This is a genomic window from Rubritalea profundi, assembly GCF_002954445.1.
Classification (GTDB): domain Bacteria; phylum Verrucomicrobiota; class Verrucomicrobiia; order Verrucomicrobiales; family Akkermansiaceae; genus Rubritalea; species Rubritalea profundi.
Window position 1 is genome coordinate 3,333,955 of the sequence record NZ_MQWA01000001.1, and the last position, 25,563, is coordinate 3,359,517.

At 50.7% G+C, this 25,563-nt stretch carries 23 protein-coding genes and 1 pseudogene; 2 read left to right on the forward strand and 22 right to left on the reverse strand.

From position 1 onward, the window contains the following. Nucleotides 1-11 precede the first annotated feature (11 nt). The 19 genes and pseudogenes from kdsA to BSZ32_RS14700 form a co-directional block, all read right to left on the reverse strand. Nucleotides 12-727 (reverse strand): annotated as a pseudogene (kdsA, locus tag BSZ32_RS20415) (3-deoxy-8-phosphooctulonate synthase). Between the two features lie 109 nt (nucleotides 728-836). Beyond that, nucleotides 837-1,103: a DUF1844 domain-containing protein gene (locus tag BSZ32_RS14610; RefSeq protein ID WP_105044100.1), complete on the reverse strand. Its 267-nt coding sequence runs from the start codon at nucleotides 1,101-1,103 to the stop codon at nucleotides 837-839. Nucleotides 1,104-1,158: 55 nt separating this feature from the next. Further along, nucleotides 1,159-1,482: a DUF3817 domain-containing protein gene (locus BSZ32_RS14615; protein WP_105044101.1), complete on the reverse strand. Its 324-nt coding sequence runs from the start codon at nucleotides 1,480-1,482 to the stop codon at nucleotides 1,159-1,161. Further along, entirely contained in the window at nucleotides 1,466-1,933 is a 468-nt protein-coding gene (locus tag BSZ32_RS14620) for a hypothetical protein (protein ID WP_105044102.1), read from the reverse strand. The genes BSZ32_RS14615 and BSZ32_RS14620 overlap by 17 nt, the downstream gene beginning before the upstream one ends. Before the next feature lie 12 nt (nucleotides 1,934-1,945). Then, on the reverse strand, nucleotides 1,946-2,695 hold the full coding sequence (locus BSZ32_RS14625) for an inositol monophosphatase family protein (RefSeq protein WP_105044103.1): 750 nt from the start codon (nucleotides 2,693-2,695) through the stop codon (nucleotides 1,946-1,948). Between the two features lie 36 nt (nucleotides 2,696-2,731). After that, nucleotides 2,732-4,306 (reverse strand): methionine--tRNA ligase, encoded by a 1,575-nt coding sequence (gene metG / locus BSZ32_RS14630; RefSeq protein ID WP_105044104.1) that lies wholly within the window; start codon nucleotides 4,304-4,306, stop codon nucleotides 2,732-2,734. Nucleotides 4,307-4,338: 32 nt separating this feature from the next. Then, a complete protein-coding gene (locus BSZ32_RS14635; RefSeq protein ID WP_105044105.1) occupies nucleotides 4,339-4,680 on the reverse strand; it encodes a hypothetical protein in 342 nt (113 codons plus the stop codon). Between the two features lie 78 nt (nucleotides 4,681-4,758). Beyond that, nucleotides 4,759-6,426, reverse strand: a complete 1,668-nt coding sequence (locus tag BSZ32_RS14640) for a SurA N-terminal domain-containing protein (protein WP_165788876.1) — start codon at nucleotides 6,424-6,426, stop codon at nucleotides 4,759-4,761. A 147-nt stretch (nucleotides 6,427-6,573) separates the two neighbouring features. Next, entirely contained in the window at nucleotides 6,574-7,821 is a 1,248-nt protein-coding gene (gene rsmB, locus BSZ32_RS14645; protein ID WP_105044107.1) for a 16S rRNA (cytosine(967)-C(5))-methyltransferase RsmB, read from the reverse strand. Between the two features lie 104 nt (nucleotides 7,822-7,925). After that, nucleotides 7,926-8,126, reverse strand: coding sequence for a sulfur carrier protein ThiS (gene thiS / locus BSZ32_RS14650; RefSeq protein ID WP_105044108.1), 201 nt, complete (start codon nucleotides 8,124-8,126; stop codon nucleotides 7,926-7,928). A gap of 67 nt (nucleotides 8,127-8,193) precedes the next feature. Further along, the gene (thiH, locus tag BSZ32_RS14655) at nucleotides 8,194-9,327 is read right to left on the reverse strand and encodes a 2-iminoacetate synthase ThiH (RefSeq protein WP_105044109.1); all 1,134 of its coding nucleotides are present in this window, start codon (nucleotides 9,325-9,327) and stop codon (nucleotides 8,194-8,196) included. Nucleotides 9,328-9,350: 23 nt separating this feature from the next. Further along, a complete protein-coding gene (trpC, locus tag BSZ32_RS14660) occupies nucleotides 9,351-10,157 on the reverse strand; it encodes an indole-3-glycerol phosphate synthase TrpC (RefSeq protein WP_240610650.1) in 807 nt (268 codons plus the stop codon). Nucleotides 10,158-10,809: 652 nt separating this feature from the next. After that, on the reverse strand, nucleotides 10,810-11,685 hold the full coding sequence (gene hisG / locus BSZ32_RS14670) for an ATP phosphoribosyltransferase (RefSeq protein ID WP_105044867.1): 876 nt from the start codon (nucleotides 11,683-11,685) through the stop codon (nucleotides 10,810-10,812). A 156-nt stretch (nucleotides 11,686-11,841) separates the two neighbouring features. Beyond that, nucleotides 11,842-13,278, reverse strand: a complete 1,437-nt coding sequence (gene amaB / locus BSZ32_RS14675) for an L-piperidine-6-carboxylate dehydrogenase (protein WP_343125954.1) — start codon at nucleotides 13,276-13,278, stop codon at nucleotides 11,842-11,844. A gap of 104 nt (nucleotides 13,279-13,382) precedes the next feature. Then, on the reverse strand, nucleotides 13,383-14,516 hold the full coding sequence (locus BSZ32_RS14680; RefSeq protein WP_105044112.1) for a saccharopine dehydrogenase family protein: 1,134 nt from the start codon (nucleotides 14,514-14,516) through the stop codon (nucleotides 13,383-13,385). Between the two features lie 181 nt (nucleotides 14,517-14,697). Further along, nucleotides 14,698-15,852 carry a Gfo/Idh/MocA family protein gene (locus tag BSZ32_RS14685; RefSeq protein ID WP_105044113.1) on the reverse strand — a complete coding sequence of 385 codons (1,155 nt, stop codon included), beginning with the start codon at nucleotides 15,850-15,852 and terminating at the stop codon, nucleotides 14,698-14,700. A 45-nt stretch (nucleotides 15,853-15,897) separates the two neighbouring features. Then, nucleotides 15,898-16,932, reverse strand: coding sequence for a sugar phosphate isomerase/epimerase family protein (locus BSZ32_RS14690; RefSeq protein ID WP_105044114.1), 1,035 nt, complete (start codon nucleotides 16,930-16,932; stop codon nucleotides 15,898-15,900). Nucleotides 16,933-17,010: 78 nt separating this feature from the next. After that, nucleotides 17,011-18,528, reverse strand: coding sequence for a xylulokinase (locus BSZ32_RS14695; protein ID WP_105044115.1), 1,518 nt, complete (start codon nucleotides 18,526-18,528; stop codon nucleotides 17,011-17,013). Between the two features lie 24 nt (nucleotides 18,529-18,552). Beyond that, nucleotides 18,553-20,139, reverse strand: a complete 1,587-nt coding sequence (locus BSZ32_RS14700) for an MFS transporter (RefSeq protein ID WP_105044116.1) — start codon at nucleotides 20,137-20,139, stop codon at nucleotides 18,553-18,555. Nucleotides 20,140-20,363: 224 nt separating this feature from the next. On the opposite strand from BSZ32_RS14700, the gene BSZ32_RS14705 reads away from it, so the two are divergent. Together BSZ32_RS14705 and hrpB are read left to right on the forward strand one after the other, a co-directional pair. Then, nucleotides 20,364-21,125, forward strand: coding sequence for an AraC family transcriptional regulator (locus tag BSZ32_RS14705; protein WP_105044117.1), 762 nt, complete (start codon nucleotides 20,364-20,366; stop codon nucleotides 21,123-21,125). Then, on the forward strand, nucleotides 21,126-23,666 hold the full coding sequence (hrpB, locus tag BSZ32_RS14710; protein WP_105044118.1) for an ATP-dependent helicase HrpB: 2,541 nt from the start codon (nucleotides 21,126-21,128) through the stop codon (nucleotides 23,664-23,666). It abuts the gene before it with no gap. Between the two features lie 167 nt (nucleotides 23,667-23,833). Here the strand turns inward: hrpB and BSZ32_RS14715 are convergent, their stop codons facing one another. The 3 genes from BSZ32_RS14715 to BSZ32_RS14725 all read right to left on the reverse strand — a co-directional run bounded on the left by BSZ32_RS14715 (nucleotide 23,834) and on the right by BSZ32_RS14725 (nucleotide 25,469). Further along, nucleotides 23,834-24,184 carry a ribonuclease III domain-containing protein gene (locus tag BSZ32_RS14715; RefSeq protein ID WP_105044119.1) on the reverse strand — a complete coding sequence of 117 codons (351 nt, stop codon included), beginning with the start codon at nucleotides 24,182-24,184 and terminating at the stop codon, nucleotides 23,834-23,836. Between the two features lie 19 nt (nucleotides 24,185-24,203). Further along, complete coding sequence (locus BSZ32_RS14720) at nucleotides 24,204-24,743, reverse strand: hypothetical protein (protein WP_105044120.1); 540 nt, start codon at nucleotides 24,741-24,743, stop codon at nucleotides 24,204-24,206. A 63-nt stretch (nucleotides 24,744-24,806) separates the two neighbouring features. Continuing rightward, nucleotides 24,807-25,469, reverse strand: coding sequence for a L,D-transpeptidase (locus BSZ32_RS14725; RefSeq protein ID WP_105044121.1), 663 nt, complete (start codon nucleotides 25,467-25,469; stop codon nucleotides 24,807-24,809). Nucleotides 25,470-25,563 lie beyond the last annotated feature (94 nt).

Here is a 25,563-nt window from a genome sequence, read left to right on the forward strand (position 1 = left end):
ATTTTGTGGTCCTAGCCGTGAGCCGCTTCGTGCACTGCTATGAGACGTTTGAGTACTCCTTCAATCTCTGTGAGGGGGATCTGGTTAGGGCCATCAGATAGAGCTTCTGCTGGATTGGAGTGGACTTCCATGAAGACTCCATCAACACCTGTAGCTACTGCGGCACGTGCGAGAACTGGAGCGAGGATGCCATCGCCACCAGTAGAGCCGCCTAGGCCACCGGGGCGCTGGACAGAGTGAGTGGCATCAAAAATTACTCGGATGCCTTCTTCTTTCATCCAGTAGAGTGATCGCATGTCGCTACTAGGTTGTTGTAGCCGAATGAGACGCCTCTTTCTGTTAGGTAGAAGTCATCGCAGCCAAAGCCTTGCATCTTTTTGGCAATGTTTACCGTGTCCCAAGGGGCGAGGAACTGTCCTTTCTTGATGTTCACGGTGCGACCAGTCTTGGCGCATGCTTCTAGCAGGTCGGTCTGGCGGCAGAGGAATGCCGGGATTTGAAGTAAATCAATAGTCTCAGCTGCGATTACGGCGTGTTCAGGAGTGTGGATGTCAGTGGTGACTGGAACTCCGAGCTCTTTTGAGATTTCGCCTAGTATGCGTGTGCCTTCTTTAACACCAGGGCCGCGGAATGCGTCACCAGATGTACGGTTTGCTTTGTCGTAGGATGCCTTGAAATACCAATTGATGCCAAGTCGGTCAGCAATTTCTTTAAGGGAGCGAGCCATGTCCCAAGCGAATTCTTCGCTTTCGAGTCCACAGGGGCCGAGGATGTAAAATGGTTGTTGCACGTGTGTGTTTAGTTAAGTGTTTATGTAGAGAATAGGTTGATAGAGCCTAGCCTAGGTCTTCAGCTTCTTTGTAAAGAGCGCGGAGGTTTACCAGAGCTTTATCGAGAAGTTGAGATTCTACGTCGGTGAGGTTACCTGCCGTTTTGTTGACGAGCATTTCAAGGCAGTTCATTACAGAGCCTGCAGCTTTGAGGTTTACGCTGCGCTGTCCAGTAGTTGGATGAGGTAACTGACCTAAGAATAGGCCTGCATTTTGAGCCTGGAAAAGGATGAAGTCGCTAAAGCGACTGTCTGCTTGTTGAGTGTCTGACATGATTGGTCGATTGCTGAATATTAATACAGAGAAATGTAGGGCTTGCCACCTAAATCTATGTGGCTGGCGTGCCTTTTGCGCGAACTTGTTCACGCTTAAGCCATCCTTCTATAAAAAAGGGAACGATGGGGATGAGGGATGTTAGGAAAATGAGGAATGCTTTTGTGATGCTCCACTTTGCTGTTCCCATTGCTTGATAGAGTGTGACGCAATATATACAAAAAAGGATGCCGTGAATCATGCCGGGAGTTCGGATTGCCTCGGCATCTCCCAGCATACGCTTCAGGTAGATTGAGCAGAAGAGTAGATAAAGGAATGAGCAGGCCTCAAGGATGCTGATCAGGCGGAGCCTGCCGATGGAATTAGTGAGGAGTGACATGGTGTTCGGCTACGTGGTGTGCAGGCAGGTTGATGCGAATGGAGCTGGAAGGGGTGTCGCCACTGATAAAGTAGTTGCGGTCATTGACTCTAAAACGAAGTAGGTCTCCTTGGTTCTCAGGTGTTAGTTGGAGAGTGCTGTGGACACGGCCAGTACGGTCTCTCACTTCAAAGGTGTCATAGCTAGCAGGTGTCATTTCTAGGTGGTCATCTTTGACGACTCTGGAGTGGATCCGCGCGACATCAAAGTCGGAATAGCGAGCCAAGACATTGCCTTCGAGTAGATAGGTCTTACCGTAGCTAGCAGAGATGACTGTGGCGAGGTGATCGACAGAATATGTGATTTCTTTCACCTCTCCAAGGTTGGCTTTGCCGAGTAAGGACGAGCACGAGCACGAGCAGATGCCGATGAGCGCCAGTGAGCCAAATGCTAAGAAGTTATTGTTAGCCATATTGATTGAGGATTAGAGGATTTCTTCGATTGGGATTTTTCCGTTTGTAGCGACGATGCTCCAGACGTCTGGTTCGCCTTCTACTTGAGTGAGAGTGGTTTTGCCGCCAGCTGCTTCGAGTAAAAGTTGACCGGCTGCAATATCCCAAAGCGAGATACGTGACTCGACGTAGGCGTCGAGCCTGCCAGTAGCGATGTAGGCCATGCCGAGTGCCGCAGATCCCATCATGCGCATTTTCCGGGCGCGGAGTGAAGCGCGTTTGAATCGGGCGAGACCAGTTTCCAACGAGTCTTCAGTTTTTCCGCAGCCGACGAAGAGGATGGATTCTTCTAGCTTGGTGCGCGGTGAGGCCTTGATTGGCTTGCCGTTGAGTAATGCTGGCCCACCTTTTTCTACAGTCCATAGATCATTCATTGGTGGGTCAAGGATGACACCAACTATAAGCTCGCCCTTGTGGCGAAGCGCGATGGAGATACAGAAATGGGGGATGCCGTAGAAGAAATTTACGGTGCCGTCGATCGGGTCAACAATCCACTGGTAGTCTGACTCTTGGTTGCCAGCTAAGCCTTCTTCTCCGTAGATCGCATGGTCAGGAAATTGCTCTAGTAAAATACTGGTGATGAGATCTTGGGATTCACGGTCGAGTGCTAACTTGATATCGTGGTGCTTGGCTTCATCGACATCGAGTTCGCTGCCAAAGTGTTGCATTAGGAGTACACCCGATGCTTTGGCTGCTTTGACTGCGGTTTCTAGGAAATTCATAAAGATGTGGTTGTTGGAGTTTGAGTAGTAAACGTATTATTCTGCTTTTTCCAGCTGAATGCGTGGGAATACTGGCTTTGGCTTTGCAACCTCGTGCCCGAGGGGGATGATGCCCCATTCGAGTTCGCCAAATTTGAGCTCGGATAGGAATGGCGCTTTCAGCTGCGCTTGAATACGCTCGCAGGCCTCTGGAATGATCGGCTTGAGCAGGACGGAGGCTATTGCAACCACTTCTAGCATGTGGTTGAGTACTGCGTGGACTTGCTCAGCATTTGCTGGGTCCTTAGCTATTGTCCACGGCTGATGAAGCTCAGCGAAGACATTGGCGCCGGAGATGAAACCGATGACTGCTTCTAGTGCAAACGAGATGTTATGCTTGTCCATGTGCTCGCTGTAGCTTGCTAACGCTCCGTCGAGTGATTCACGTAGTTGCTTGCACGACTCATCGTCGAAGCTAGATTCCTTGGTGACTCCCTCGCTGTAGCGCTTGGTCATATTGAGCGCGCGGTTGCAGAGGTTTCCGAGGTTGTTGGCCAGCTCGGTGTTGAAGAGCATGAGGAGGCGCTCGATGTCGTAGTCGGAGTCGCGTCCAGTGTGGATGTCGCGCACTAAGTAGTAGCGCACTGCGTCTTGACCGAATTGTTCGACGAGGTTGACTGGATCCACGACGTTGCCGATGGACTTGGACATTTTTTCGCTACCGCTGGTAGATTTGATATTCCACCAACCGTGGACGAGGAGAGTAGGCATTTCGTCATCACTGAATCCCATCGCCTTGAGCATACATGGCCAGTAGATGGAGTGCGAGGGGACGAGGATATCTTTGCCTATGATGTGTAGGTTCGCTGGCCAAAGGGAATTGAACTCAGGTAGTTCAGAGCCTTCTGATTTGTTGTAACCAGCAAAGGAGATGTAGTTGATGAGTGCGTCGAACCAAACGAAGGTGACGAACTCAGAATCGAAGGGGAGTTCGATGCCCCAGCGGAGACGTTCTTTCGGCCGGGAAATACAGAGGTCGGTGTCTTCAGCTCGCTCGATCGCGTTGAGCACGTCAGCTTTGCGGAATGCTGGGATGATGAAGTCGTCGTTGGTTTCTACGAACTGGCGTAGCCACTCGACGTGGTCAGTGAGGCGGAAGTAATAGTTCTCTTCGTCGCGCTCTTCTACCTGTCCCCATTCTTGTCCAAACTCACCGGCATCGTTGCGTTCTTTGTCGGTAAGGAATTGTTCCTGGCGGATTGAATAGAAGCCTTTGTATTGTTTCTTATAAATCTGACCTTCGTCGTAGAGTTTTTGGAGGATCTGCTGGACACACTCTTTGTGGAGTGGGTTCGTCGTTTCAGCCCAGCCATCGAACTCGAGACCTAGTTTGTCCCAGGCTGTGGTGAAACCTTTGGTGACACGCTTGACGTAGGTGTTCGGATTGACTCCTTCTTTCTCGGCGGTCTGTTGGACTTTTTGGCCGTGCTGATCGACACCTGTTAGGAAGTAGGACTCTTCACCCTTTTGCTTGCGGTAGCGATTGAGGACGTCAGCTAACACTTTTTCGTAGGCGTGTCCGATGTGTGGAGTGCCATTGGTGTAGTCGATAGCAGTGGTGATGTAGTACATGTCTAAATGTGTAATTTTAAATTGAAAATTTGTTAGTCGCGGGTTTTGTCGACTCTGCCACCGATGCCTAGGATGGTGGCATTCTGTTTGGCGTGCTCAGCTTCAGCGATCTGTTCGTCTTGGACGTACATCTGTGAAAGCGCAGTCCAGGCGAGCAGGTCATTTGGCTGAAGGATGGTGGCTTGGATGCCGCAGCCAATAGCTTCTTTGATCTCGCCGGTTTTCATGAGCGCCATGCCGAGAGCTTGCCAGCCATTGAAGAATGCTGGATCTAGCGCCACACACTTTCGGTAGCCTACGATAGCTGCTTCGAACTCACCGATAGCGAGGTCGCCAGTCGCATCGTCGAAGGTGTCTTGGAGAGTATCGCTCATTGTTAGTGGTATTCAGCAAGTCAGCCCGCTGGTGTGGCGGGCTGACTGAGTTAGAATGATAATGTGAATTTGTGGAGGCTACTGTACGTTAGGAAGCTTGAGCTCAGCCTTTTCGGTGAGACCATTGATCCATGCATTGAATGTCCAGTATTTTTGACTGTTGGCAGCTTGCTCGACGAGTTGAGTTTCCTTGAGTGCCTCGTCACCTTCCAAAGTCAATGTGCGTGTAGCAACATAGATGATAGTGGCTGAGTCATCCGAAGTAGAGAGTTTAGTTGCCACTGTTTTAGGGGCGGTGATTTGGGCGATACGGAAGAAGTCCGCTGCGTTTGTTACTTCAGTTGGAGGTGTGCTTGCGTTAAATGGAGCCATCTCAGTTGCTGTTAGTTCAGCTTCTTTAGCCGCATCAGAAAATGACTTTGAATCGGCAACTGCCGCAGTGAGTTTCGCTTTAGCATCCTCAGCAGCTTTGGTCATGGCTTCACCAGCAAGCTTACTGATGAGGTCCGCGCTTGCCAGATCCTTAGCGTCATCGTAGGACTTAACCTGTGGCTGGATGTCTTCATCGAGGCGGATCGCAACATTGCCGTCGCGTCCCACTGTGAAGTTGTCAAAGTTGTGATAAACGTCTTCAGCGTTGAACTTCTTTGCAAAAATGAGGTCGATCAGCTGTGTGCCAGCTTGATAGTTCTTCAGGGTGAGGCTCTTGAGTTGCTCTGGAACGCTAGTGATAGTAAATGCTTCAGTGTTGACGATGGAAAAATCTTCGCCGGCTTGTTCTTTCGCCGCTGCTGCTGCTTTATCGAAATCTTTACCTTCAGAGTCTTGAACTAGGTCTACGAAGTCAGAGAATATTTTGGTGAGGATCTTAGTGTGGCCCTTGCGTTGTTCCGTCCATGTAACGAGCTTTTCTTGGTACTCAAGGTTTTGCTTGGAGACTGCAGCTGGATCTGCATCAGCCGCTGGAGTCGGGCGCTTTGGCTCGTCAGATGTGTCGAGGTTGGTTAGGACGTACGTTAGCTTGAGTGTGCGCTCGGTTTTGTATTTGTCTTTGTGTGTCTCCCAGTAGCTTTTGATTTCGTCTTCTGTTGGAGTGATCTCTTTCTCGAAGTCAGCTAGTTTGAAACTGACAACGCTGATGCCAATGTCTTGGCGGTTGAGTTTATCTTCAGCGATTGTGTTCACCTTGGAAGGAGTGAGACCTCCGCCAATAAGGTCGCGAGTCTTAACGAATACCATGTATTCGGCAACAAGCTGTTGAAAGTCTTTCTGTTTGAGTCCAAGGCTGCCTAGGCTTTCGATATAGCTGCTGTAGAGTTTAGCATCATGGGAGCCATCACGTCCTTGGAACATATTGTCCTGGATGTACTTTTCAGCCACCTCAGGAGCTGAGTATAGACCAAGTTCTTCAGCCGCTTGTTTGAGGAGAATGCGGTTGGTGACGAAGTTGAGCTGGCTTTGAGTCTCTGACGCAGCATTGCCCGTCAGTGTGCCAACGAACTCTCTAAACTTAAAAAAGTCATTGTAGTTCTGCATCTGAGCGAGCCGTTGGACGGCGCTTATCGTATTCTTGCCAGCTTTACTGAAGTCATTTTGGTCAAGCGAAACATCGTTGACTTGCATGAATTCATTACCAGCTCCACCACCGCCGGAGCCGCCAGGTTTCATGGTGAGGATTAGTCCAGCTGCGAGGAGGACGAGGACGACGACCATAAGGCCGGTGTATTTACGCATGTTTTCGATCATGATCTGTGGCGTTTTGTCAGTTAGGTTGCTGTGTGCCTCATCGGGCACAGTAAGCCGGTTGGGGTTTTAGGGGGAGATACCCCAAGCATCAACTGTGAAATGAGGTTTTTATTGCGATGGGGGTGATAGAGCCGAGTGAGAGCTATTTTATGAAGCTGTGTTCACTAAAAGGGCAGCGTAAGCTCCGTCGATATTGTCAATGGCTGGGTGGATGACCTCTTCTTTCTCAAGCTTGATATTCGGGTGCTCGGCTACGAATGCTGCGATGAGCTCGGAGTTTTCTTCCTTGTCGATAGAACAAGTAGAATAGACGATGCGGCCACCAGGTTTGAGGCAAGCAATGGCATTGCTGAGAATGAGTTTCTGGAGTGCGCTCACCTCGGTGATGCTCTCAGGAGTCATGCGCCAGCGGGCGTCGACACGCTTGCGCAGTACGCCGGTGTTAGAGCATGGCACATCGAGGAGAATTGCATCGAAATGGTTATGCCATTTTGCTGGAGCCGGTTGCGTCCAATCGAACTCTTCGGTTTCAGCTATATCGATACCGAGGCGGGTGAGGTTGCGGTGGAGGCGCGGTAGGCGCTTGGCGTTCGAGTCCGTGCAGAGTAGGGTGCCGCGATTTTCCATCAGAGCTGCGATCTGGGTGGCTTTGCCGCCGGGTGCTGCACAGGCATCGAGCACTAGCTCATCAGCTTTTGGGTCTAACAATGTGACTGAGCGAGTAGTTGCCGGATCTTGAATGTAAATGAGGCCATCATCAATCCAGTCTTTAGGAGGTAGCCCGTTAGAGACGAAAAATCCATCGTGACCTTCGAGTTCCTTGACTCTTTCTGTCGGGCCAACGATGTCTGCTGACTCAGGTTTGAGCGAGTTGAGTCTGAAGGTGGTGAGTGAGGGCTCTTGGTTCCACTGGAGGAGTTTGAGGGTGTTTTCTTCACCGTGTTGCGCATTCCATCTATCGACGAGCCAGTCTGGATGAGAGTAGCGGATAGCTGGGGCAAGGGTCTCTACAGCAGCTAACATCTCGTCGCGTTCACGGATGGTGCGGCGGAGTAAAGCATTGATTAGTCCGCGGATGCCTTTGCGGGCAGAGTTGACAGTCTCGTTCACCGCGGCATGGTCGGGTAGACCCATGATGAGAAGCTGGAAGAGACCCACTCTGAGATGACAGCGGACCTGGATGTCGATCTCGCCATCTCGTAGTTGACCAATCCAGTGATCTAGTAGTCTTTGATTACGTACGACACCTATGATGAGGGCGTTGAGGAGATTGCGGTCTTCACGGGAGATTTCGTAGGCGCGGGCGGAGTTATCGACGAGTGTTTCGGCGTACATGTAGCCGTCTTCCCATTCTTCTAGGGCCTCTGCGGCCATGCGGCGGATATTGGTGATCATGGATATAAGTGTGTGAAATATGAATGAGACTCGAGTTGGTCGATTTCGTTTTGGAGGGTGATTTTCGCTTGGTTTTGCCAATGAGCACGTGCGTACTCGGTGTGTTAGCCGCCGGCTGCGATGGTGATGATTTCGAGGGAATCATCATCCTTAAGGACTGTGGAATCGTAATCGCGAGGAAAGAGTGCCACCTTGTTATGCTCCACAACAACGGGTTTGTCAGTTAAACCTAGTGAGATAAGTAAGCCCGTGACAGTGATGTCCGCAGGCATCGGGTGGCTATTTCCGTTGAGTATTACTCTCATTGTTAATTATTCATTGTTAATTATTCATTGTTAATTATTCATTCCTCAATGCGAAAAATGTAAATTTTTACGCATTGAGGATAGCTTCGTCCCAGTCTTTCCAGACGGTTTCGTATCCTTTGCTTTGGAGGTGTTTGGCGATTTCGGCTGGGCTGCGCTTGTCGTCGATCGTGAATTGCTCGGTGGCCTTCTGGCAGGGTTTTGGCTCTTTAATTTCTACGCGACGGCCCTTGATTGTGAGGTGGAGGTCATCGTGGCCGGCTCCAGTATAGCCACCGGGCTCGGTTTGTGAGCCAGCTGACATGTGCGTGACTCCGAGCCCTAACATGGAGTCGCGAAACTTAGCTGGCTCGCGGGTCGAGAGCACGATGTTGACGTGTGGGAAGCAGATGCGGAAGGCTGCAGTAAGCTGAACGAATGCGCGATCGTCTAGAAAGAGGTCTGGATCTGGTGCGTATTGGTAGTTTCCAGCATAGGGACGCATGCGTGGGAAGGCGACGCTGAAGGATGCCTTCCAGCAATGCCTATAAAGGTACTCGAGGTGGGCTGCTAGTGCGACGGCCTCTTGGCGCCATGGGGCGAGGCCGAAAAGTGCGCCGATGCCAATCCTGCGGAAGCCGCCAGCGTAGGCGCGCTCGGGGCATTCTAGGCGCCAATCGAAATTCTTCTTTGGTCCAGCTGTGTGGAGTTTACTGTAGACGTCTCGGACGTAGGATTCTTGGTAAACGATGAGGCCTTCACCGCCATGGTCGACTATTTCTGCGTACTGGTGGTCTTCCATTGGGCCGACTTCAATCGCGACTGTCGGGATGAATGACTTGATAGCATCGATACAGTCTTGCAGGTAGCCGTCGGAAACGAACTTCGGGTGCTCGCCTGCGACCAGCAAAATGTTGCGGAAGCCGAGTCCATGCAGGTGGCGAGCCTCGGTGACTACTTGCTCTATAGTGAGGGTGGTACGCAGAATCGGATTGTCCCGTGAAAATCCACAATAGGTACAATTGTTGACGCATTCATTAGAGACATAGAGAGGCGCGAATAGCCGCATCGTCTTGCCAAAATTCCGGCGTGTGAGCATTTGTGATTCAGCCGCCATGGCCTCGAGTTGCTCGTTCGAGGTGGGCGCGATAAGGCGCTCGAACTTTTGAAGAAGTGCGGACTTTTGCTCAGGGAGCTTGTTGAATGTATCGACGAAGGACAATTTAGTTATTTTTGAAGTATGAATTAAGCTTCGATCACGTCTTCGCCAGAGGCCACAAGTCCGAGGTAGGCTTCGATGCCTTCGGCTGGGTTGTTGGCGCGCATGAGCGATTCGCCGACGAGGATGGCATTGGCTCCAGCATTGAGGACGCGTTGGCCGTCGGCTGGGGTTTTGATGCCAGACTCGGAAACGAGAATGATATTTTCTGGGACTTCCTCGATCAGCTTCTCGGTGGTTCCGAGGTCGGTGGTGAAGGTCTTGAGGTTGCGGTTATTGATACCGATGAGGTCGGCTCCGAGGTCGAGCGCGCGCTCCATTTCTGAGAGGTTGTGGACTTCGACTAAGACATCAAGCTGGAATGTGCGGGCTATATCGTAGAGCTTCTTTAGTTCTTCATCGGTGAGGCCTGCTACAATCAGCAGGATGGCATCAGCACCTGAAACGACGGCTTCGTAGATCTGGACTTCATGTACCATGAAGTCTTTGCGGAGGCAGGGAATTGGAGATTCTTTCGAAATGCGAGCAAGGTAAGAAAGATGGCCTTGGAAATATTTCTCATCTGTCAGAATCGACATGCAGTTGGCTCCGCCATCGATGTACATCCGCGCCTGGCGGATGGGGTCGAAATTCGGGTCGATGATGCCAGCGGATGGCGAAGCTTTTTTTACTTCAGCAATGACGCTGAGCTTGTCCGGTCCTAGGTCCAAAGCTGAGCGGAATCCACGGAATTCGTTGCGCTCTAGAGCCGCTGCTTTGAGCTTTTGCATACGCGGGATCACAGCCTCGATTTCGATCCGCTTGTGATTTATGATTTCAGTCAGTTTGTCCACGCGCGGAATGTAGAGGAGGGCAGGCGAATTGGAAATCCAATTTTCAACAAATTCTCGTCCTTATGGAAGCTGGTGGAATCACTCTGCCGCGAAAAACGCGAAATGAACGAAAGTGGTGTACGATGAAACGGTTTTCACCACGAATCTCACGAATTGCACTAATAGTTGCTGGGCTTATGAAACGGGGCGACCACCAAAGGCGTGAAAGTGACGAAAAGTAGGGGAGGTCAAGTTAGGCCGACAGTAAAATAAGCTTATACCAGCTTCATAAGTCGAGTCCCCATTCGCGAGATTCGTGGTGAAAAAAGCTTCATCGTCCCAGGTTTCGCCGTGCTGGAAATCTTAACACCTAAATCAGCAGGCACCATCGTACACCACTTTCGCAAATTTCGCATTTTTCGCGGTTGAGAAATTCAGCAGAGTTGTGGTCGAGTCGCCATCAGAGGTCATAAAAAAAAGCTCGTGAGAATGAACTCACGAGCTTTTTATTGGGAAGGAATTCTTCCAGCGTATAGGTCACTTATGACTTATAACGAAGACGCTTCTTGTGACGATTTGCCTTCGAGCGCTTGGAGCGCTTATGCTTGTTGATTTTGGCCTTACGGCGTTTTTTTAGACAGCCCATGATGATATGTGTTTATGGTTAGTTGGATTAACGAATGAGTTTGTTGAGAGGATATTCAATGATGCCCTCTGCACCCAATTCCTTAAGTGTTGGAATGATCTTGCGAGACACAGCCTCCTCAATCACGGTTTCCACAGCTACCCATCCATCTTCAGAAAGCTGAGAAACGGTAGGACGGCGAAGCGAAGGTAGTGTATCGAGGACTTGTTGCAAGAATTTTTCTGGCAGGTTCATTTTGAGACCTACTTTGTCGCGTGCATCGAGTGCACCTTTGAGCATGAGAACGAGCCGCTCCATCTTACCGCGCTTCCAGTCATCTTCGAATGCTCCTTTGCTGGAGTAGAAGTGTGGGAATGAGGTGAGGAGTGTGTCTATGATGCGAAGGTTGTTAGCGCGAATAGAGTTGCCAGTTTCTGTCACGTCGACAATGGCGTCTACGAGATCAGGAACTTTCACTTCTGTTGCTCCCCATGAGAACTCGATGTTAGCTGTGACACCTTTTTCTTCGAGGTAGCGCTCAGTGATGCCTACGCCTTCGGTAGCGATGCGCTTACCTTCGAGGTCTTGGACAGTCTTGATTGGAGAGTTTTCAGGGACAGCGAGCACCCATTTAGTAGGGCGAGTAGTGGCGCGTGAGTAGGGGAGTTCAGCCATGTCGACGAGGTCGGCGCGGTTTTCGTAGGCCCAGTCGAGACCTGTGATGCCACAGTCAAGGAAGCCTGAGTCGATATAACCAGCTATTTCTTGAGCACGGATCATGTAGATATCCATGTCTGAGTCGTCAGAAGATGGGCGCAAACCACGATCAGAGAGGTAGACATTGTAGCCTGCCTTCTCGAGTAGTTTTAGTGTTGGACCTTGCAAAGATCCTTTAGGTAGTGCGATTTTAAGTTTGTTAGCCATGGCTTTAGAAACGCTGTGGACGCGCTGTATGAACGTCATGGCTGTAAGAATCAAGGCATTTTTATTCAATTTTCTCACAATCTCGGACGCTCGGAGATTTGTGATTTCAGTTGGTGGTCTAAAATTGGGATTGTCGGTCCCTAAAAATGGAGGGAATTAGGAGAATTCAACTCCCTGTGCGAGTGGTAGATCATTACCGAAGTTGATGGTGTTTGTCGCACGGCGCATATAGTTTTTCCATGAATCGGAGCCGGACTCTCTGCCACCCCCAGTGTCTTTTTCACCGCCGAAAGCACCACCAATTTCCGCGCCACTGGTGCCGATGTTTACATTGGCAATCCCACAGTCCGATCCTGTTGCGCTTAGGAAAACCTCGGCTTCTTGGAGTTTGTCGGTGAAAATGCTGCTGGCGAGGCCTTGGGGTACGGCATTATGCAGTTGAATAGCATCGTCTAAGGATGTGTAGCGGAGGACATATAGAATGGGGGAAAATGTCTCGTCTTGGAGAAGAGGCGCTGTTGCTGGCATTTCCATGATGACTGGCTGGACATAGTGGCCATCTGGGAATGCTTCTGTGTGCGATAGGGGAGTAATGAGTTTCCCTCCTTGTTGCAGGGCTGAGTCAATCGCTTGGTGGTGGTTTGCTACTGCAGCTTCATCAATCAATGGGCCGACGAGGACATCGAGTTCGCGCGGGTCACCTATGTTGAGGGTGGCATAGGCCGACTTGAGTATTGAGAGTAGGCGAAAGGCTACGGAGTCCTGGACGATGAGCCGTCTCAAGCTAGTGCAGCGTTGGCCAGCGGTTCCTACCGCCGAGAAGAGAATGGCTCGGGCCGCCAAATCGATGTTTGCGTTGGCTGTCACAATCATTGCATTGTTCCCGCCGAGTTCTAGTATGCTTCGGCCTAATCTTTGGGCCACTACTGTGCCGACTGAGCGACCCATCGGGACACTGCCAGTGGCGCTTACCAGTGGAATATGGGGAGAACTCGCTAATGCGTGGCCGACCCCTCTGTCGCCAATTATGAGTGAACTGAGTGCTGCTGGAGTTTCGGGGAATTTGTTGATGCTCAACTGGAGTATGTGTTGGCAGGCGATAGCGCAGAGTGGAGCTTTGCACGATGGTTTCCAGATGATGGAATTTCCACAGACGAGGGCGAGAGCTGCATTCCACGCCCAGACGGCGACGGGGAAGTTGAAGGCTGTGATGATGGCTGTTGGGCCAAGCGGGTGCCATTGCTCCATCAATCGGTGGTCAGGTCGCTCGCTAGCGATGGTTAGCCCGTGGAGTTGACGGCTTAGGCCGACGGCAAACTCGCAGATGTCGATCATTTCTTGAACTTCACCTTCCGCTTCTGAGGGGAGTTTTCCGACTTCCAAGGTGATCAACTGAGCGAGTGCTTTTTTGTGCACTCGGAGTTGGTGGGAGAAGTCCTGGATAAGGTGGCCGCGAATGGGGGCTGGGACATTTCTCCAATGTTTGAATGCCTTGCATGATGCCTCGATCGTGTCTTCGGTGGATTCGGTGGGGGCGTGGTGGACCTGGGCTACGGGTTTGTTATCAATCGGGCTATTCACCGAATGGATCATTCCTAGATCTTTTGATTCGATGCTGGAGACGAAAACGCTTGGGTTTATGGTTCGCAGACCTAGATCCTGTAGTTGTGGGGGGAGTAGCTTGCTCATGGTGATGGTTATTCTATGATTGAGGTAGGTTGGGTGACTTTGGTTCCCTTGGTGTTACCAAGGGCAAAATGGCAGCCAAACCTGTTGTGGAGGAAGTCGTCTAACAAGATGTCTTCTTGGCGAATGAAGCCTGAGCTTGGTAGCTGGTTGCTAAAAAATAGATCGACTGCAGCACAGATGCTCGCGGCAGTGGTGAGTTGGATGGCGGAAACTGCAGAGCCGTCTAACTCCGTGTGATAGATTTTTCTGGCATCACTGATTTGAACGAACTGGTCACCCCGCCAGCCAGTGATGTTGCAGAAGGTGAGCACGAGGTCTTGCTGGGTGGTTGGAATGGCATTTTCTAAAATCTCACGCAGCAAGTCTCTACGGTTTGCTAGCTGTAGTTCTTCTAGTAAGAAACGAACGAGGTCACGGTGGCCTGGGTAGCGGATGGTTTTGTAGTTGATGTTTCGGGCAGCTCCTTGAAGAGATGAGCAGAGAGTTCCTATGCCGCCTGAGGTGTGGAATGCCTCGTAGCGCGTGCCGTCAATCGAGAGCGTCTCTAAGCCAGTGAGTGGTCGGTCCTCCACTAATTCGCCGTCACGTAAAGCCTGGCAGGGCTGGCAGTACTCATTGATGAGTCCATCGGTCGACCATGTGAGGTTGTACCTGAGCGAGTTAGTCGGGTAGACTGGCAAGGCGCCCACTCGGATGTTGATGTTTTCTACTCGGTCAACTTGCTGGGCTAGGTGATTCGCGATGATAGCTGTGAAGCCAGGAGCGAGTCCACATTGGGGCATTACGGCCTGACCCTGTTGTGCCGATTCGGCGAGTTGTTTTATTTTTCGGCTCACTGATATGTCTTCAGTGAGATCGAAGTAACTCAAACCGCAGGCCATTGCAGATTGGGCAACCTGAAGGCAATGGGTATAGCTGAGAGCGCAGATGACTGCATCACAGCCTAGCATGGCGGAGTGGAGGGATTCTTGGTTGTTGGTATCAATGCTGACGCAACGCGTAATGTTGGCGAGCGAGTCTAGAGCTTCGAGCCGAGCATTGCTCTGGTCGGCTAGTGTTAAGGCATAATCACCTGAGCCCGCTAGTATTCTAGCGATTGCTCCGCCGATTTTTCCACAGCCCAATAATAGAATCTTGTGCATATAAATGAAGGTGAACCCTCATGGTAGCATGGTGTAACCTTCTGTAAAAGACCGTCTTTTGTTGATTGGTTGGTCGATTGAATTGTCGCAGTCTCTGCCGCAAGAAATCGGTGGAGTAGATCAAAAAAATGGTGTGACTCGTTTGAGCCACACCATTGGAAAAGGAGGTCTAAATTGACGTTTAGAGGTCGAACTTGGTCCAGGCAGCGTTGTTGGCGCTGGATTCTACGACGGCTTCGATAAATGCCATGCCGCGGATTCCATCGTCAATCTTGGGGTAGTCTGTAGCAAATTCACTAGGTGTCTCACCCGCTTCAACCGCACGGATGTGGTTGGCGAAGTTGAGGTAGAGGTTAGCGAATGCTTCGAGGTAGCCTTCTGGATGGGCTGCCGGTGTGCGTGTGGCAGCTTTTGCGGCGTCGCAGTTGTAATCGTTGCCAGTGCGGTAGACTTGCATTGGAGCAGTCTTTGATTTAATTAGCAGCGTGTTTGGCTCGTTCTGGTGCCACTCGAGTCCACCTTCTGATCCCCAGACCTTGATCGCGAGGTTATTTTCTTCACCAACTGCAATCTGAGATGCGGTGAGGACGCCTTTGGCTCCGCCTACGAAACGAAGGAGCACATTGCCGTCGTCGTCGAGTCTGCGCCCAGGGACGAATGCTGTGAGATCTGCAGCGAGTTCGTCAACGTGTAGCCCTGTGATTTCCTCAGCGAGGTTTTCAGCGTGGGTTCCGATGTCGCCCATGCAGCCGGCTGCGCCAGACTTCTTCGGGTCGGTGCGCCATGCTGCTTGCTTTTGGCCTTCGGAGTCGATCGCATCAGCCAGCCAGCCTTGTGGGTATTCCACTACAACTTTGCGGATCTCACCGAGGTCACCATTGGCGACCATGTGGCGCGCCTGCTTGACCATTGGGTAGCCAGTGTAGGTGTGGGTGAGGCCGAAGAGTTTGCCTGACTTTTCGATGATGGTTTTGAGTTCCTTTGACTCAGCGAGATCAAGAGTAGCTGGCTTGTCGCAGAGAACGTGGAAGCCAGCTTCGAGTGCTGCCTTAGCAGCGGGGAAGTGGACGTGGTTAGGTGTGACGATTGCGACGAACTGCATCCGTTGGTCAGCGGGGAGTGCCGCTTCCTTATCCATCATTTCAGCAAATGTGCCGTAGCAGCGATCCGCTGGAAGATAGAAGTCAGCACCTGAGTCCTTGGAGCGTTGTGGGTCCGAAGAGAATGCTCCGCAGACGAGTTCAATTTGCTGGTCGATCGCAGCTGCGATGCGGTGGACTGCGCCGATGAAGGCCCCTTGACCTCCGCCGATCATGCCCATTCTTACTTTAGCCATATTATTTGAGTGATAAGTGTGAAGTGAAAAGTGCGAAGTTGACTGCTACTGAGCGTCGTTGTCGAATGCTCCGTCGAAGTTGAGGTTGGTGTTCCGTGGGAAGTCTAACTTGCGAACGTACTCGCAGGATTCGGTCGCTCCGTGGAAGCGATCCATACGGCCGTCTTCCCATTCTACGGAAAGCGGTCCTTGGTATTGGATGTCATTGAGGGCAACGATGATTTCCTCAAAGTTGACGTCGCCACGGCCGACTGAGCGGAAGTCCCACTGGCGGCGAGGGTCGAGGAAGTCTGTGTGACCGCCGAATACACCCACTGTGCCGTCTCCGTGGTTGAACCACACGTCTTTCATGTGGCAATGGAAGATGCGATCAGAGAAGTTGTAGATGAATTTTACGTAGTCGACACCTTGGTAGGCGAGGTGGGATGGATCGTAGTTGAAGCCGAAACGTGGGTGGTGATCGAGTGCTTCGAGCGCGCGCTCAGCGGAGGCGATGTCGAATGCAATCTCCGTTGGGTGGACCTCAAGGGCGAAGTAGACATCCACTTCGGCGAATGCATCCATGATGGCTTTGAAGCGTGTTCCGAAGTCATCGAAGCCTTTTTGCAGGTATTCCTGAGATGTCGGCGGGAATGCGTAGAGTGCGTGCCAGATAGAGGAACCAGTGAAGCCGTTGACGACTACTTTCTCCGGTGAGCCACCTGGCTTGAGGTCGAAAAATTTGCGTGCTGCCTTAGCTGTGTCGATCATTTCCTGAGCCGCGCGTTGGCGTACGCCTTCTGGCTCTCCGTCGCCCCAAACATGGGGTGGGAGGATGGCTTTGTGGCGCTCGTCGATGAGGTCGCAGACTGCCTGACCTACAAGGTGGGCTGAGATGGCGAAGCAGGTGAGGCCAGCTTTTTCTATCTGAGCCCATTTAGCTTCGCAGTAGCCCTCTTCGTTGAGTGCTTTTTGGACATCGAAATGGTCGCCCCAGCAGCCGAGCTCGACGCCGTCGTAGCCCATTTCTTTAACTTTCGGGAAGAGTTCTTCAGAGGGGATGTCAGCCCACTGGCCAGTGAATAATGTAACGTTACGCATAGTGATTTTTTTGTGAAATTCTGATCGATATAATTAGAGAGATACTCGCGGGGAATCGAGGAAAATCAGCACAGATATCTACTTTCTGGTGTGTTGGCAGAGTTTGTCTGTGAACTTTTCCCCAAGTGCTTGGTATATCACTTCAGAGGCTGGGTCAGGCTCGATGGTGGAGCCCTCGATCGGTTGGCAAAATTGCTCGATCAGCGTGTCAATATCATAGCCATCGGCGGTAGCCGCTATCAATGCAGACCCCAGTGAGGCGGATCCGTGAGAAGCGAGTCTTTGGACTGGGCGTTGGAAAATGTTAGCAATCGTCTGGCAGACGCCATCACTTTGAGAAATGCCACCTGTGGCAAGGATGGTTTCGGGGAATTCTCCGTGCCAGAGACTGTGGAGGCGCATGTTGAGAAACTGGCCATCGATCAGCGAGGAGGGGGTTGACTGAGACTGATCTACCGCGGATGCGTGGGGGGTGATCTCGGTGTCAAAAAATGGCAGAGATACTGGGCTCTTTACGCTGCGTTTAGTTAGGAGCTCAGCGTCAAATTCTTCCCAGGAAATGCCTAGTTTGTTTTTGAGTGCGACACAGGCGAGCGCGCCATTTTTGAAACATGAAAGTGACATGTACCCGCCCACCGGATTTCCAAAAATGTGGCCGTAGCCTTGTGGGTCGAGGAAGGGAGTGTCGACGGCAGAAAAAAGTGTGTAGGAGGTTCCTAAGGAAATGACCCAAGTCCCTTTGCGGATCACGCCCATGCCTATGAGACTGGCTGGATTGTCTCCAGTCCAGTGGGTGCAGCGTGTTGTTGAATTCATGCCGAATTTACTGCTGAAGTAGGGTGCTATGGTGCCAGCAATCTGGGTTGTGCGGCGAAGTTCGGGGAGCCGTTCTAGGGTTCCAGGGGCCGTGGCTTCTGCCATTTTCTTATCCCACTTTAGCTTGTTGATGTGCATCAGGTTCATCCCTGCGCCATCGGCAAAGTCGATGGCTGCGGACTTGCCTATAAGGATCGAGCATAAGAATGAGGAGGCGAGGTGGACGGTGTCAGTCTCTTGCCAGTGGTAAGGAAATTGCTTGGCGTGCTTGCGGATTTGCGCCGCTGAGAATCGCTCAATCACTGCTGAGCCTGTGCGTTTAGTCACCTTGCGTGCGCTGCCGATAGCTGCGGTGATTTCCTTGCTGTCCTGGTGGGTGGAAGAATCTAACCAAACAGGGCAAACTGGACGGGTGAATACGTCAGAGAGTTGCTCGGCTAGCGGGATGTTAGGCGAGAGTGTTTCAAGGGTTCTCTCAAAGTGCTCGTTGAGATAAACTGTGGCATGCTGTTGGGCTGAACCGCAAATGGTGGCAACCGAACTCAGCGGTGCGCCGTCTTGCTGCATGCGTGTGAAGAGGAGGTCGAGCGCCTCAACCCACATGATGGGGTTAGAGAAAAACTCGTCAGGCTTTGTCCCGCGGACAAAGCCGTGACTCGTTTGATAGTGAGGCAAGTCAGCCTCGAAGTTGATAGATGTCTCGTAAAGAGCCTCTCCACTACTCACATCAATAATGATGGCGGAGAGACTTTGCGTTGAGCAATCGAGACCTAGATGCATAGAGGGGTTTACACCATGCTGGGATTATTCCCAAGAGGATTCAAGCACGACTGGCTTGTAACCACCACGTGACTTGTAGAAGAAGATCATGATTAAGAATGCAACTCCCATAATCGCTGGGAGATAAGCTGCAACCTTGAGAACTTTACGTCCGTTTTGATCCACTTTCTTAGTGAAGGCTTGTTGATCAGCAGTTTGGTCAGCAGCTTTCTCTGGGAAGTTAAGATCTTTCTGAACACCAGCTATGTCGACTTTTTCGTACTTCCAGAAGAAGAAGTTTGCTGGAGATTTCTGGACCTCATAGACTTGAGGCTTCTCCTGCTTCACGATTTCAGCATTGAAGTTATCGGCAACGGCACCGAGGAATGGCATACCGAAAATTCCCACTGTGAGTAGACCCATGGCTGATACTGTGTTGAGCGTCATGGCTCCGCCTTTAGGGAATTGCTCGGCGGTGAAACCGAGAACGGTTGGCCAGTAGAATGTCTGGCCGACTCCGTAAAAGATGAATGCGATGAAGATCATGATGCCGGAAACTTCTGAGAGTAGGAGTAGACCCGCAATTGAGAAGACCGAGCTGAGAAGAAGTAGCGCAGGTGGTGACATGAAACGAAGTGGAACACCGGCGAAAAAGCGCAATGTCATCATGATGAGTGAGGACATAACAATCGCCCAACCTGAGTCAAAGCCGTATTCTTCAGCGAGTACTGGCTTCATAAGTTTTTGAATCCAGCCGTCAGTCGCGATCTCAGCCGTTGCGAGTGGGATCATGATGAGACAGAGGATGAAGAATAGAACCTTTCCTGCTGATTTGAGAGCGAAACCTGAAATGAGGCCAGCTGCAGCACCAACAATAACAGAGGTGTAAATGCGGTTTGGTCCGAGAGCGTCACTAGTTTCGATGAGGCCGTAGTTGATCATCTGACCAACGAGTTCATAAAAAAGGAACGTGGTTGCGAGGAAAATTCCTAAACCACCGAATTCTTTGAACATGTCTACGTAGCTGACGTTAGCTTCGACGCGCTCATCCTTCGGGTAATGATGAGAGATGAGGAACATCACACCAAATGCAATGACTGGGATGATCATGAACCAGAACATTTGGCGCCATGCAAGGACCGGCGCCTCGCCAGTTCCTAAGAGGAGGAAGATGGTTGCTCCTACCGCAATACCTGCAGGCCATGAAGCGTGAAGGATGTTGAGCATCTTTGATTTCTGATCCTTGTACATCGTCGCACAAAGAGGGTTTATGCATGCTTCTACCACACCATGACCGAAGCCACAAAGTAGGAAAGCAAGAGTAAGTGTGCCGAGGTCCTTCGCATAAATAGACCAGATACTAGATCCAGCGAGTGCAGCGAAAGCTATCATCATTGATGATTTGTAGCCGATTTTATCTACAACGAGGCTGAAGAGAATCATGCCAACAGCAATAGGCCAGAGTGAAGCTCCAAAGAGTCCACCAGCTTCAGCACCGCTGATGTTGAATTCTGTTTGCCAGATGCCGATGCTCATCACGCGAATGCCAAAGCCTACGCCGGCGGCCATAAGAGCGAGGAAGCTACCCCAAAAGATAATCGAGCGTTCCTTGTTTGATAGTGTTTTGTCCATTATTTACGATAGTATGTTTTGTTTTGCTCGAGTGAGTAGATGTTTCAATCGAGCGTATGAAGCTAATAGTGGGAAGTTAGACGGGTGTCTAGCATCTTGTTTTTTTCTGTCATGATTTGTAGGGGATTTTCATGACAGTTCTTTCAATTTATTGAGAAATAACTACGTCATGTGGATCTTAAAGCGTTCGACTCATAGGTCGGATTGTGATAAATCGTCAGTTAGTGAATACTACAAAAAGCTCATTTGATGGAAATCAGGTAGCAGAGTTCCTTGATTCTCTGATACCTGGGCAGATCTCACCAGTGCTCTTTCAAGCAATGCCGGACGTGATGTTTTGGTTAAAAAACGTGGATGGAGAGTTTCTCTTCTTTAACGATGCTTTCCTGTGCGAAAAGAACGCAGACGATGTTTTAGGAAAAACTGATGCAGATTTGTTGCCGAGTGAACTGGCGAGAGTCTACATGGAGGATGATCGTCAAGTGATGGCGAGTGGTGAACCGCAGTGGAATAAGGTAGAACTAGTGGTTGCGATCAATGGTGGAGTGGAATGGCGAGCTACTAGCAAGGTGCCATTGAGAAATAGAGCTGGAGTAATGGTCGGGACTGCGGGCATTAGCCGTCGAGTGGGGATGGACGAAGGACTTCCAGTGCCGAGTCAGCAGCGTGACATGGCAACAATTGTGGGAACTATCTATAAAAACGTGGATAAGGAGATCAAGGTGGTGGATGTAGCTCAAGCAGCAGGGGTCTCAGTCTCAAGTCTAGAGCGTTTGTTTAAAGCGAACATGAACACCACCCCGAAACAATTTATTATCCAAGCCAAGATCTCGACTGCTTGTGAGCGACTGGTCGGTACTAATATGAGTGTGAAGGAAGTGGGCGCGAGCGTGGGGTATTCTGACCATGCCAACTTCACCCGTGGTTTCCGTAAAGTCATGAAGATGAGCCCAACGGATTACCGACGCAATTACCGTAAAGGTTAGATGAATTTACCAGTTTATAAAATCGAGCAGGAATTGCTCGGTGCGATGGCGGGAGCTACAACGGCTAGGGCCTTGCTTAAAGCTCCGACTGGCTCAGGTAAATCGACGGCCGTGCCGCAGATGTTGCTCGATAGCGGCCTGGTTGATGGATTGATCGTCGTAGTGCAGCCCCGCAGGATTGCGGCTCGGATGCTGGCTCGTCGGGTGGCGAGTTTACGCAATGGACGAGTGGGTGGAGAAGTGGGGCATGTGGTTCGCTTTGATCGACAGATGGGGCGGGACACCCGAATTGTTTATGTCACAGATGGAGTTCTAGCAACTTGGTTAGAAAGTGGATCGATGGAGGACGTGGGTGCGGTGATTTTTGATGAATTTCACGAGCGTCGTTTGGCCAGCGATTTATCTTTAGCTCTTTGCCTAGAGTGGCAGGAGCAAAAGAACCAGAGCCTCAAGTTAATCGTGATGTCTGCGACCTTAGAGTTGGCTGGACTTGCTGAGTATCTTGGCGAGAACTGTGTGCAGATTGAAGCTTCAGGCCGCAGTTATCCGGTGGATATTTCTTATAAAGGAGCGCAGGTGCAGAGCCGAGGCGGGGCGCGTCGTGAGTCGATGATTTGGGATAAATGTGTTAGCGCAGTCAAAGATCTGGTTGAGAATGATACCGCCGGCCACATCTTAGTTTTTTTACCAGGCGTGTACGAAATTCGTCGCACGGTGGAGTTGATCGAGCGTTCAGGTTGGAGCCGGTCACTACAAGTGTGTCCGCTTTACTCGGCATTGAGTCCAGAGAATCAGGATCTAGCAGTTTTAGGAAATAGTGATAGGCGGCGGGTGATCGTATCGACCAATGTGGCCGAAACCTCGCTGACGATCGATGGAGTACGCGCGGTGGTGGATTCTGGGGTAGCTCGGATTTCTGAATACGATCCCGTCCGAGGCCTCGACACCTTGATGGTGCAGAAAATTTCGCGGGCAGCAGCTGAGCAACGCGCCGGCCGGGCTGGTCGTACCGGACCTGGTCATTGTGTGAGGCTCTGGAGCGAGGCTGACCATGGCCGCAGAGCTGCCTTTGAGTTACCCGAGGTTCAGCGCACAGATTTGTCTGAGACTGTGTTGCAGTTGAAAGGCCGCGGAGTACTGAATGTTCAGGAGTTTCGTTGGTTAGAGTGTCCTAAGTTGTCGCTAATCGAGCACGCAGAGACTTTACTTGAGGAACTCTCTGCGGCGGATTCGGGTGGTGAGCTTTCTGCGATTGGTCAGCAAATGGCGAGGATGCGGATGCACCCACGCTACGCTCGACTTTTGATTGCCGCCCAGAGTGGAGGCTGTTTGGCAGAGGCTGTATTCATCGCTGCCTGTGTGCAAGGGGAGGGAGTGTTTGCGCGCAATGGCGACGGGAAGAAAGCGTTCTTGTATGAGGACGACCTCTCGGATTTTGCGGGTGAATGGCGGGCATTTCAATCGGCACAACAAATGCAATTTGACCCTCGAAGGTGTCAAAACATAGGAGTGTTAGCCAAAGGTGCTCGGGAGGTGTCACAGGCGATGAAGCAGATCCAACAACAATGCAAAAGGGCTGGTTGGAATTTGGGGGAGATCGATTTTGAGAAAAATGCGCAAGCCGTGAGCCAGGCAATGCTTGCAGCCTTTAGTGACCAGATCGCGGTGCGCATTGGTAAGGGGAATTTGGCATGTAGATTAGTGGGGAAACGCAAGGGGAAGATAGATGAATCCAGCGTTGTCAGAAATGCTGGAGCATTTGTCGTGACTGATATGACCGAGGTTGGCGGCAAAGATGTCCAACTCTACCTCAATCGCTGCGTCAGTATTTCGCTCGACGATTTGAGGAGCTTTTTTCCGAATGATTTTATCGATGGTGCGCATGCCTATTTTGATGAAACGATTCGCAGAGTGGTCAACCGTAGCGAGCAAAGGTTCCGTGATTTAGTGATTACCAGCAAAGATGGAGGCGAGCCAGATGCCGAGGTGGCTGCTCAGTTGCTTGCGGAACGTGTGGCCAATGGGGAACTTAAACTGAAAAAATGGGACGCAGGGGTCGAGCAATGGATTGCCCGGCTGCTGAGTTTAAAGGAATGGATGCCCGAACTTGAACTGCCAGGATTTGATGAAGAAGATAAAGCAATCGCTTTTGAGCAAATTTGCGAAGGCGCGCTGGGGTATAAAGATATTAAAGACCGTGAAGTGATGCCAGCTTTAAGGTCGTGGCTATCTGCGCCGCAAAAATCAGCGCTCGATCATTATGCTCCAGAACGAATCAAGCTGAGTAATGGGCGAGAGGTAAAGCTCAAATACGAGCTAGGAAAACCACCGACGATGGCCTTACAGGTGCAGCGGCTCTTTGGTGTCAAGCAGACCCCAAGCGTTGCCGATGGTAAGATGAAGGTGCTGGTGCATGTGTGTGCTCCGAACCAACGGACTTGGCAAATGACTCAGGATCTCGCAGGATTCTGGGAGTCTGGCTTTGCCCAGATGAAAAAAGATCTCGCTGGCCGCTATCCAAAACATAAATGGGAGTTGTAGTCGCTGCGCTCCAATTAATAATTAACAATTAATAATTTCTGAGCCTTTCCTGATTCCTAGTGAAGTAGTGTATCGGTAACCTCGGAGTGCCCCCGAGTTCTCAGAGCTTTGTGGTTGACTGGGGAGTGCTCCAATAAAAATTCAGCATTCAGCATTCAGCAATTGCCCTACTTCTTCCCGTACTTGCGCAATCTTCGTGGGATCTGAGTTTGTTGGCGGCGTTGGTATTCCTTTTCTGCGAGAAGAAACTTTGGGTAGAGTTCCCTCTCGATCCAATCAAAGCCTGCTTGCAGTCCGTCCTCGGCATAAACTCTGCCGATTTTGGCTTCCACAGATGTCGGGTTACCAGCGCAGCTAAGGAAGTCATTAGAGGTGAAACGAACGAACATCTCGCCGTCCATGACTGCAAATTCACGAAGGATCCACTCGCGGACGTAGAGCGCGAGTACTGCGTCTCCAGTCCATGCTTCTGCTCGTTCTTTAGCGATTACTGGATCTTTTTTTTTAGGTGCTGCCATGGTCGTCGTAATATGCGTGTTAGCGCTCTTTATTTCGAAGAGCGGTTTCTGATTCGCCATCCCAGTAGCCGCTTTCAAGCTCGATGTAAATACTCGTGTATGGCAGAGCTGTCTGAGATTTCACCACCAGTATGCGGTTTCCATTTTTTGAGCAGCGCAATGTAGATTCTAGCGAGCGAGCTGAGAGGCTTTGAGTCGCACGTTCGTTGAGAGACTTAGTGAGTTGGACGCGGTGGTTTTCAATGCCCGGAGCGTAGGAATCACTGAGCTCATCGAATTCTAGGGTGAGATAAATGCGTGGCCGAATGTGGCCTGAACTCTCGATTGTCTGAAGTACATAGTCGAGTGTTTGCGGAAGTTTGTAGGGGGAGGTGACGGTGTGGGCTTCTGGCCGGCCGGGTGCTGGGTAGGCTGATTCAGTGACAAGAATCCAGTTGTAGGCGCCTAACTCTGCTATCTCAGATTCGAGCTGCTGCGTCCATGCTTGTTGCTTTCGTGGATGGATCGGCGCACAGCAACTCAATAGAGCAAAGGTAAGTAGGAGGAAGTGCTTGATCATTTATCGGAAAAAGCCACAGCGGGTGACTGTGGCTTCTGTGTGAAATTATCGCGGTGAAGCCGACTAGCGTACGACCACTGGAGTTCCTACAGCGACCTTCGAGTACACTGTGTCGACAGCTTTATAGTAAGTCCGGATACATCCGTGAGATGCCGGGTAGCGAGGGACTTTACCTTTGTGCATGCCGACGCCATCCCAACTGATCCTCATCCAGTAAGACATTAGTGCACCTTCAAATCGTCCTCCTTCAGGTATGGCGTCTTTGGATGAATCAGCATTTGTTTTTACAACATTTCCGTCGATATCATAAATTTTCCCATAAAGGTTAGAACGTTTCTCGGATCTCTTTTTCTTAAGAACTTCGTACTTTCCTGCAGGAGTTGGGAAGTTTCTGTTGCCAGTAGAAACTGGGTAGTCCATGGCGACTTGGCCATTATTGAGTAAAAGCCCACGCTGTAAACCACGGTCAACAATGACTTTGGCATTGCTACCATTAGTAGATGAGATCAACGCCTCATTACGGTAGATACCATAGGTTTTTGGATAGCTAGATGAAGCCGTGAAGTGAGCGTAGGTTCCTTCTTTGTATGGATTCACGTGCACGCCTTTGATCGACGCGGTCTGCTTAGGATTGGGCTTAGGAGCTATACCTGAACTACAGCTGGAGAATAGCACGGGGACTAGAAGTAGTGCTAAAACTTGGAGAATATAGAGGTTTTTTTTCATTACGTTGAGTAATTGTGGAGAGAGTTATTAATTATTTAAGGTATTGAGGGAAGAAAAATCAAGTGTGATCGGATCAAGTACCAGAGGCGAGTGC

Coding starts and splice junctions, on each gene's coding strand:
- BSZ32_RS14610 (WP_105044100.1), bottom strand. CDS start 1,103: ATGTCAGACACTCAACAAGCAGACAGTCGCTTTAGCGACTTCATCCTT.
- BSZ32_RS14615 (WP_105044101.1), bottom strand. CDS start 1,482: ATGTCACTCCTCACTAATTCCATCGGCAGGCTCCGCCTGATCAGCATC.
- BSZ32_RS14620 (WP_105044102.1), bottom strand. CDS start 1,933: ATGGCTAACAATAACTTCTTAGCATTTGGCTCACTGGCGCTCATCGGC.
- BSZ32_RS14625 (WP_105044103.1), bottom strand. CDS start 2,695: ATGAATTTCCTAGAAACCGCAGTCAAAGCAGCCAAAGCATCGGGTGTA.
- metG (WP_105044104.1), bottom strand. CDS start 4,306: ATGTACTACATCACCACTGCTATCGACTACACCAATGGCACTCCACAC.
- BSZ32_RS14635 (WP_105044105.1), bottom strand. CDS start 4,680: ATGAGCGATACTCTCCAAGACACCTTCGACGATGCGACTGGCGACCTC.
- BSZ32_RS14640 (WP_165788876.1), bottom strand. CDS start 6,426: ATGATCGAAAACATGCGTAAATACACCGGCCTTATGGTCGTCGTCCTC.
- rsmB (WP_105044107.1), bottom strand. CDS start 7,821: ATGATCACCAATATCCGCCGCATGGCCGCAGAGGCCCTAGAAGAATGG.
- thiS (WP_105044108.1), bottom strand. CDS start 8,126: ATGAGAGTAATACTCAACGGAAATAGCCACCCGATGCCTGCGGACATC.
- hisG (WP_105044867.1), bottom strand. CDS start 11,685: ATGGCTAACAAACTTAAAATCGCACTACCTAAAGGATCTTTGCAAGGT.
- amaB (WP_343125954.1), bottom strand. CDS start 13,278: ATGATCCATTCGGTGAATAGCCCGATTGATAACAAACCCGTAGCCCAG.
- BSZ32_RS14680 (WP_105044112.1), bottom strand. CDS start 14,516: ATGCACAAGATTCTATTATTGGGCTGTGGAAAAATCGGCGGAGCAATC.
- BSZ32_RS14685 (WP_105044113.1), bottom strand. CDS start 15,852: ATGGCTAAAGTAAGAATGGGCATGATCGGCGGAGGTCAAGGGGCCTTC.
- BSZ32_RS14690 (WP_105044114.1), bottom strand. CDS start 16,932: ATGCGTAACGTTACATTATTCACTGGCCAGTGGGCTGACATCCCCTCT.
- BSZ32_RS14695 (WP_105044115.1), bottom strand. CDS start 18,528: ATGCATCTAGGTCTCGATTGCTCAACGCAAAGTCTCTCCGCCATCATT.
- BSZ32_RS14700 (WP_105044116.1), bottom strand. CDS start 20,139: ATGGACAAAACACTATCAAACAAGGAACGCTCGATTATCTTTTGGGGT.
- hrpB (WP_105044118.1), top strand. CDS start 21,126: ATGAATTTACCAGTTTATAAAATCGAGCAGGAATTGCTCGGTGCGATG.
- BSZ32_RS14715 (WP_105044119.1), bottom strand. CDS start 24,184: ATGGCAGCACCTAAAAAAAAAGATCCAGTAATCGCTAAAGAACGAGCA.
- BSZ32_RS14720 (WP_105044120.1), bottom strand. CDS start 24,743: ATGATCAAGCACTTCCTCCTACTTACCTTTGCTCTATTGAGTTGCTGT.
- BSZ32_RS14725 (WP_105044121.1), bottom strand. CDS start 25,469: ATGAAAAAAAACCTCTATATTCTCCAAGTTTTAGCACTACTTCTAGTC.